Origin of the sequence: Rhodococcus sp. EPR-134 (assembly GCF_001647205.1) — a bacterium.
In the GTDB taxonomy this organism is placed as follows: Bacteria; Actinomycetota; Actinomycetes; order Mycobacteriales; family Mycobacteriaceae; genus Rhodococcus_F; species Rhodococcus_F qingshengii.
On record NZ_LVCT01000689.1, the window covers coordinates 1 to 6,902 of the forward strand.

Consider the following 6,902-nt stretch of genomic DNA (forward strand, 5'->3'; position numbering starts at 1 on the left):
AGGCCTGAAGCGCCGCCGGTGATCGCGGTGGAAAGTCCCTCGAGTTTCATGAATCAATTCTTCTTTCCTGCTGGATGACGTGTCGGCCCGAAAGCGTTGTCGGGTCAGATCAATTCGAGAATGGTCGCATTGGCCATGCCGCCGGCCTCGCACATCGACTGGAGACCGTAGCGAATTCCGTTGTCGCGCATGTGATGTGCCAGGCGAGTCATCAAGATCGCACCTGATCCGCCGAGTGGGTGGCCGACCGCGATAGCGCCGCCGAGCGGATTCACACGATCGATGGCTGCGCCGGTTTCAGCCTGCCAGGCAAGCGGGACGGGGGCGAATGCCTCGTTGATCTCGAAGGCGCCGATGTCGTCGATGGACAATCCGGAGCGATCCAATGCCTTTGCGGTGGCGGCAATCGGACCGGTGAGCATGATGACCGGGTCGTCGGCTGCGACCACTGCGGTGTGAATACGAACGAGCGGCTTCCACCCGCGTGCCCGGGCGTACTCGCTGGTCGTGACGAGTGTGGCGCCCGCCCCGTCGGAGATCTGAGAAGAGTTGCCGGCGTGGATGGCACCGTCGGCGTCGAAGGCCGGGGGCAACTTCGCGAGCGACTCCACACTTCCGCCTCGCCGAATGCCTTCGTCCTGGGACAAGCCCGCGATCGGAGTGATCTGCCCGGTGAATGCCCCTTCATCGGTGGCACGGGCCGCGAATTCGTGTGAGCGGAGGGAGTATTCGTCCAGAGCTGTTCGTGTGAGTGCCCATTTGCGGGCCATCATCTCGGCGCCGGTCCCCTGGCTGAAACCGTCCACCCCGTAGCGTTCGAGTACCGAAGCCGGAAAATGCTCACCGTTCTTGCTGGCGGTACCCATCGGTACTCGTGACATCGATTCGACGCCTCCGGCTACGACCACGTCGTTCTGACCGGAGATGACGGTGGCCGCAGCAAAGGAAACTGCCTGCTGGCTCGATCCGCAGGCCCGGGTCAGTGTGACGCCGGGAACGCTGTCGGGCCAGCCGGCAGCGAGTGCCGCTGTGCGGGCGATGCTTCCGGCCTGCTCGCCGACCTGACTGACGCAACCCCAGATCACGTCGTCGACCGTCGCCGCGTCGAGTCCGGTCCGTTCAGCGAGCGCACGCAGTACATGGGCGGACAACTCGACCGGATGGATCTCCGAGAGGGCGCGGCCACGACGGCCGATCGGTGTACGTACTGCGTCGACGATGACGGCATCTCGCATGTATCTCTCCTGCTGTTCGTGCCCGGTTCTGCGACTGTGCGGTCGGGGCGTGTCTCGAGTCGATCACGAGCGGGTCGACCCGGCAATGTCTTTCGGTGAATGGCTTTGTTAGCGAATGGCTATACGTGGAGTACTCAGCCTCGGATGAGCTTGCGATCGCGCTCGGGATTGGCGAAGACGAGGACCAGAACCGCGGCGATCACTCCGATGACGCCGATTGCCTGGAAGGACTGGGCGTAACCGTCGGCCGGGGTTGCAGCGTTGTCCACGATGACTCCCGTTGCGTAAGGAGCAATCAGGCCACCGATCGACATGATGGCGAGGAAGAATCCCATCGTTCCGGCAGTCTGCTGCGGCGGGCACAGCTCCGAGATCGCAGCGTTGATGAGCGGGAAGGTGATTGCCGAGAACCCGTAGCCGATCGAGACCATGGCGACAGCGACGATGGGGGTGGAGATCTGTGGCAGGAACAGGAGAATCGATCCGCAGATCAGAACGCCGACACAGGGAACGATGACGCGAACCGTACGAGAGGTGAAGCCGCGGCCGATCAACTTGTCCGTGACGGAACCGGAGGTGATCATGAGGACGAGACCGACGATCGAGGGCAGCGCGAACATCGAACCGGCTTGCATCGCACTGTATCCGAGGCCGACCTCGAAGTACGACGGCAACCAGGTGAGAACGACGGTGGTCAGCGCGTAGATGGTCGCGATGAGGAAGCAGCAGCTGACGAAGGTGCGGGAGAGCAGGATCTTGCGCCACGGAACGTTGGGCTCGGTGACCGCCTTCGTGGCTGTCCCGGCTGCCTCGGTTGCTTCTGTATCTGCAGTCTTGGTCGCCTTGACGGCCTTGCTCGTGTACGGGCCCTCGGACCAACCGGCCAGCCAGCAACCCATCCACACGAGACCGAGAACGGAGAGCGAGAGAACCGCTGCGCGCCAGCCGTAATGAACGGCGATGAAGGTCAGTACCGGCGCGAGAGCGATCTTTGCGACAGAGGCGGATCCGGCGAGCATTGCGCCGGGAAGGCCGCGCTTGGCCGGCGGGTGCCACGAGTACGCCGCGGTGTGCATCAGCGCAGAACTGGGGCCTTCGGCAAATCCGAGGAGCATGCGCGAGACGATCAACATCGCGAGGCTGGCGCCGAGAACGAGGGGGAGCATGACCACGGACCAGATTGCGGCCAGGATCAACAGCGCCCAACGCAGGGTCAGGTACTTGTTGAGCGGTCCGGCGAGGAATCCACCGATGCAGAACATCAGGAAGAAGAGCGAGCCGACCATGCCGATTTGCGAAGACTTCAGTCCGAGCTCACGAGCGAGGGGCTGAGCGATGATTCCGAGGACTGCCTTGTCCGCGTAGTTGACGATGTAGAGGAAAACGACGAGCCCGGTCATCGTCCACGCACGCTTGCGGGTACCGAAGACGGGAACTGCTGACGAATCTGGCGTTGCTGTTGCTTCGGGCTGGACGTCGTTACGCTGTGGCGCGATGGGGGTCACGTGGCGTCCCTTCGAGACTGGTGGGCGGATGCGATCGTGCTCGAAGCGCGGCCTCGAAGCGATCGATGGTGGTGTGTTTGCCGGCTGACTCATTCAACGTGTTCTGGATCACTTTGAGCAATGTCGCGTCGATGATCGGAACGATAGCGGTTGCCTATGTATCCCAGGTCAGGCCATATTGGTACGCCCTATCGGACGCATAGCCGATGAGTGTTGGATCGAATGCGGAACATTGAGGCAAGGTGAGATCAGGATCACCCTGTCCCCTTGACCGACTGGCGTTCATACATGCAGCGCACCGTGTTCAACGAGGATCACGAGGCATTCCGGGCAACCGTTCGCGATTTCATCGCGAAGGAAGTAACCCCGGTCCACGAGAAGTGGGAAGAGGACGGTCACCCGCCCCGTGACTTCTACCGACGACTCGGAGAGCTGGGCGTACTCGGAATTCAGGTGCCGGAAGAATACGGCGGAGGCGGCGAGAAGTCGCTCAAGTTCAACGTCGTCGTCGCCGAGGAAGTTGCTGCCGCCGGGGCGTCATTCGGCTCGCAGTCGGTGCATACGAACCTGATCCTGCCCTACCTGCTCGAGTACGCGAACGAAGAACAGAAGAGCCGCTGGTTGCCGGGCTTCGCTTCCGGAGATCTGATGTTCGCGATTGCGATGACCGAACCGGGAACAGGATCGGATCTGGCGAACATCGCGACCACGGCCAAGCTGTCGGAGGACGGTACGCACTACGTGGTCAATGGTTCCAAGACGTTCATCACCGGTGGAGTACTTGCCGACCGCGTCCTGGTGGTGTGCCGTACCGCGCCCAGCACAGCGGAGAACCGGCGCACGGGGTTGTCGATTCTGGTGATCGATACGTCGTCGCCCGGATACTCGGTGGGGCGCAAGATCAACAAGATCGGGCTCAAGACCTCCGACACTGCGGAGCTTTCGTTTGTCGACGTCAAGGTGCCCGTCGAGGACCGACTCGGAGAAGAGGGCGACGGCTTCAGCTATCTGACCCACAACCTGGCTCAGGAGCGGTTGACCATCGCGTTCGGAGCGGCCGCCACTGCCAGTGCAGCGCTTCGCTTTGCCATCGACTACGTCAAGGACCGCAAGGTGTTCGGCAAGCCGGTCGCGGCCTTCCAGAACACCAAATTCGTTCTGGCCGAATGCGCTACCGAGGTTGATGCCATCCAGCTGGTGTCCGACAACGCACTCGAATGTCATGACCGCGGCACTCTGACGATTCCCGACGCAGCGAAGGCGAAACTGTTCTGCACCGAGGCGGCAGGTCGAGTGATCGACAAGTGCCTCCAATTGCACGGCGGGTACGGCTACATCACCGAGTATCCCATCGCGCGTCTTTACGCAGACACGCGTGTCACACGAATCTACGGTGGCACAAGTGAAGTCATGAAGACCATCATCGCGAAGGATCTTGGTCTCTGACGCACTCTCGACATGTTGTCGGCCTCGGAACAAGTGTTCCGAGGCCGAAAACATCTTCCGGGTAGGTCAGTTCGCCGGAACCCCGACCACGCCGTCCGCGATCAGCGTCGAGGCGTGATCGGCGTTGGTTCCGAGGATGTCGGCGAGCACCGCGATCGAATCGCCGCCGACCTCGGAGGCGGGTCCGGTACCCAGGTGTGCGCCGTCGAACGAGGCAGGATTGGCGGCAGCCAGGTAGCTTCCGATTCGAGGTTGATCGAGTGCGGAGAACATCGGGTTGTTCTCCAGTTCGCCAGATTTCACCACTTCCTCGAAACTGCGGTACCTCTCGAACAGAACCGACGATGTGTCCAGCGCTGCAGCGATCTCGGCGCCGCTGTGTTCCCGGAACCAATGTGAGAACAGAGCAGTGAGTACCTCTCGATGACGGTAGCGATCCGCTTCGGTGGAGAAGTCGGCTCCGAGCGCAGCTTCGACAGCGTCGACAGCCGCCGTGGTGCCGGTGACCGACGCAAGGTCGCGGAAATGGCGGGTAGTGAGTGCAACGATCATGAACCGTTCGTTGTCGCTGGAGACGAAATCGATTCCGTACGTGCCGTAGACGGCGTTTCCGCCGGACTCGCGACTGCGACCGTTCACTTGTACCTCGGTGAGGTAACCGAGGGTTCCCGCGGTGGCCAATGCGACGTCTTCGAGTGGGAGCGTGATCCGAGATCCATGTCCGGTCGAGTCACGTTGGCGCACTGCGGCAGTGATCGACAGGGCGGCGTAGAGCCCGCATGCGACGTCCCAGGCGGGCAGTGCGTGGTTGACAACTCCGGCGTAGTCGGCGGGGCCGGTGATCTGTGGAAATCCCAAGGCGGCGTTGACCGTGTAGTCGACTCCGGGGCTGCCGTCGCGGCGTCCGAGGATCTCGAGGGTGATGACGTCGCTACGCAACTGGGCCAGGGAGTCGTGGCTCATCCACTTACGGCCGCCGGCGTTGGTGACCAGGATTCCGCCGCCAGGTCCCGGCGCCGTGACCAGTCGGCGAATCAGTTCTTGGCCGCGTTCGGCGCGCATGTCCACTGACAGTGACCGTTTGCCTTTGTTGAGTCCGGTCCAGTAGATGCTCTCGCCCTTGTCTGTGACGGGCCAGCGATTGTAATCGGAGGCACCTCCGATCGGGTCGATCCGGATCACCTCGGCGCCGAGTTGGGAGAGCGTCAGTCCGCACAGCGGCGCGGCGACAAAGCTCGAGACCTCGACGATGCGAAGCCCGGACAGCGGGCCTGGGCTCTGAGTCATGTGTGGTCCTCCGTGATAGAAGAGTGTGTGCTCATGCCATCAACACGGTGAAACGCCAGTCGAGAACCGGAGTTTGTGTTGCAGAAGCATTGTGGGAGAACACGAGCGAACGCAGTTGCACTGCGGTTCCGTGTTCGAGGGGCGACGAGTTTTCGACGTGCAGTTCGCTCGTGAGGGTATCGCCCTCGTGAACGGGTCCGGTGTGATCGCACGAGTGCCACCCGAGAACCGTCACCACGTTGGGCAGAGCGCGAGTCGCCTGGGCGAGTGCGATCCCGATGGTGTGGCCGCCGTAGACGAGGCGACCGTGGGCGCCGACGCGATCGTCGTGGTGCGTCGCTGCGATGTTCAAGCTCAGCCGGGCAAGTTCGGGTGCGCTGGAGACGACGTCGCCGCTGCTGTGGAAGACGGAGCCCACCAAATCGGAATCGAAGTGCCTGCCGGGTACCCGCTCTCGATACGTGTCGAGGTCCCAACCGTCAGGTGATACGTACGGAGCCGGTTCGGACGGACCGATCGCCCCGAGGTCGTCGGCGTGGCGAGTTCTCGCCTCGATCGGGTCGGGGCTCAGGGGGAGCATGGCGCAGCGGTAGAAGTCGAGGACCGTGTTGCCGTTCTGATCAGCAGACGTCATCCGTAGCGCGGCAAGTCCGGTGGCGCCGCGTCCCGGCTTGGCCGAGTTCTCGCGTAGACCGACAACCTCGGTGCGCGTGTACAGGGTGTCGCCGAGTACCGGGAAACGGTGGAATCGCAGTCCACGGTAGAAGAGGTTCGCCTTGACGTGGTGTGTGACCACGGTTGACTGGCCGATGGCGATGTCGGTGACCAGTCCTGGATTTGCCACTGGTGCACCGGAACCCGTGACGCTCGACGACAAGTGTGCGTCGAGAGGCAGGCGCATGCGGTCACCGAGGATCGCCTGATGGGAGGCGGCGAGTCCACTGGTCAACGTCACCGCGGGGGCTTCGTCGAAGATCTGACCATGGGTGAGCTCGTCGAAGTACGGGCCTCCCACGTAGTGCTCGCTCATACGGTGACTCCTTCGGCTCGGGCAAGCGTACGACGCGCTGCCACGGCCACAGCTTCGTCGAGCATCTGGCCGTCGAGTTGGGCGGCACCCGAACCCAGGGTTTCGGCTTCTTCGAGTGCGGTCAGTACCCGTCGGGCGTCATTGACGGCGTCGTCCGAAGGAGTGAATGCGGTAGTGGCCGAGTCGATCTGCGCCGGGTGGATGACCCATTTGCCGTCGAACCCGAGAGCGCTGGTCCAGTGCGCGGCGCGGCGGAAAGCGTCGTCGTCGGTGATGCCGAGAAAGGGCCCGTCGATGGCTGCGACGCCGGCTGCGCGGCAGGCGATCAGAATTCTGTCCTGGACGGCAAGCCAGTGTTCAGGCAGTGCCGAGCGTGAACGGCCGAGCGCTGCACCGAGA

General features: G+C 62.8%; 6 protein-coding genes. 1 reads left to right on the plus strand and 5 read right to left on the minus strand.

Annotation, left to right across the window (positions count from 1 at the left end; all coding sequences use genetic code 11):
* Window positions 1–104: 104 nt before the first annotated feature.
* Together A2J01_RS30310 and A2J01_RS30315 are read right to left on the minus strand one after the other, a co-directional pair.
* The gene (locus A2J01_RS30310) at window positions 105–1,235 is read right to left on the minus strand and encodes a thiolase family protein (RefSeq protein ID WP_064114216.1); all 1,131 of its coding nucleotides are present in this window, start codon (window positions 1,233–1,235) and stop codon (window positions 105–107) included.
* A 134-nt stretch (window positions 1,236–1,369) separates the two neighbouring features.
* Window positions 1,370–2,833, minus strand: a complete 1,464-nt coding sequence (locus A2J01_RS30315; RefSeq protein ID WP_174519483.1) for an MFS transporter — start codon at window positions 2,831–2,833, stop codon at window positions 1,370–1,372.
* A 195-nt stretch (window positions 2,834–3,028) separates the two neighbouring features.
* Here A2J01_RS30315 and A2J01_RS30320 point away from each other — a divergent pair, with 195 nt between their 5' ends.
* The gene (locus A2J01_RS30320) at window positions 3,029–4,186 is read left to right on the plus strand and encodes an acyl-CoA dehydrogenase family protein (RefSeq protein ID WP_003940617.1); all 1,158 of its coding nucleotides are present in this window, start codon (window positions 3,029–3,031) and stop codon (window positions 4,184–4,186) included.
* Between the two features lie 66 nt (window positions 4,187–4,252).
* Here the strand turns inward: A2J01_RS30320 and A2J01_RS30325 are convergent, their stop codons facing one another.
* The 3 genes from A2J01_RS30325 to A2J01_RS30335 form a co-directional block, all read right to left on the minus strand.
* Window positions 4,253–5,473 carry a CoA transferase gene (locus tag A2J01_RS30325; RefSeq protein WP_064114217.1) on the minus strand — a complete coding sequence of 407 codons (1,221 nt, stop codon included), beginning with the start codon at window positions 5,471–5,473 and terminating at the stop codon, window positions 4,253–4,255.
* A gap of 31 nt (window positions 5,474–5,504) precedes the next feature.
* Window positions 5,505–6,503 (minus strand): MaoC family dehydratase, encoded by a 999-nt coding sequence (locus tag A2J01_RS30330; protein ID WP_030537188.1) that lies wholly within the window; start codon window positions 6,501–6,503, stop codon window positions 5,505–5,507.
* The coding region (locus tag A2J01_RS30335) for an aldolase/citrate lyase family protein (RefSeq protein WP_231916129.1) at window positions 6,500–6,902 on the minus strand (403 nt) is incomplete at its 5' end. The genes A2J01_RS30330 and A2J01_RS30335, both read right to left, overlap by 4 nt.

Coding starts and splice junctions, on each gene's coding strand:
- A2J01_RS30310 (WP_064114216.1), bottom strand. CDS start 1,235: ATGCGAGATGCCGTCATCGTCGACGCAGTACGTACACCGATCGGCCGT.
- A2J01_RS30315 (WP_174519483.1), bottom strand. CDS start 2,833: ATGAGTCAGCCGGCAAACACACCACCATCGATCGCTTCGAGGCCGCGC.
- A2J01_RS30320 (WP_003940617.1), top strand. CDS start 3,029: ATGCAGCGCACCGTGTTCAACGAGGATCACGAGGCATTCCGGGCAACC.
- A2J01_RS30325 (WP_064114217.1), bottom strand. CDS start 5,473: ATGACTCAGAGCCCAGGCCCGCTGTCCGGGCTTCGCATCGTCGAGGTC.
- A2J01_RS30330 (WP_030537188.1), bottom strand. CDS start 6,503: ATGAGCGAGCACTACGTGGGAGGCCCGTACTTCGACGAGCTCACCCAT.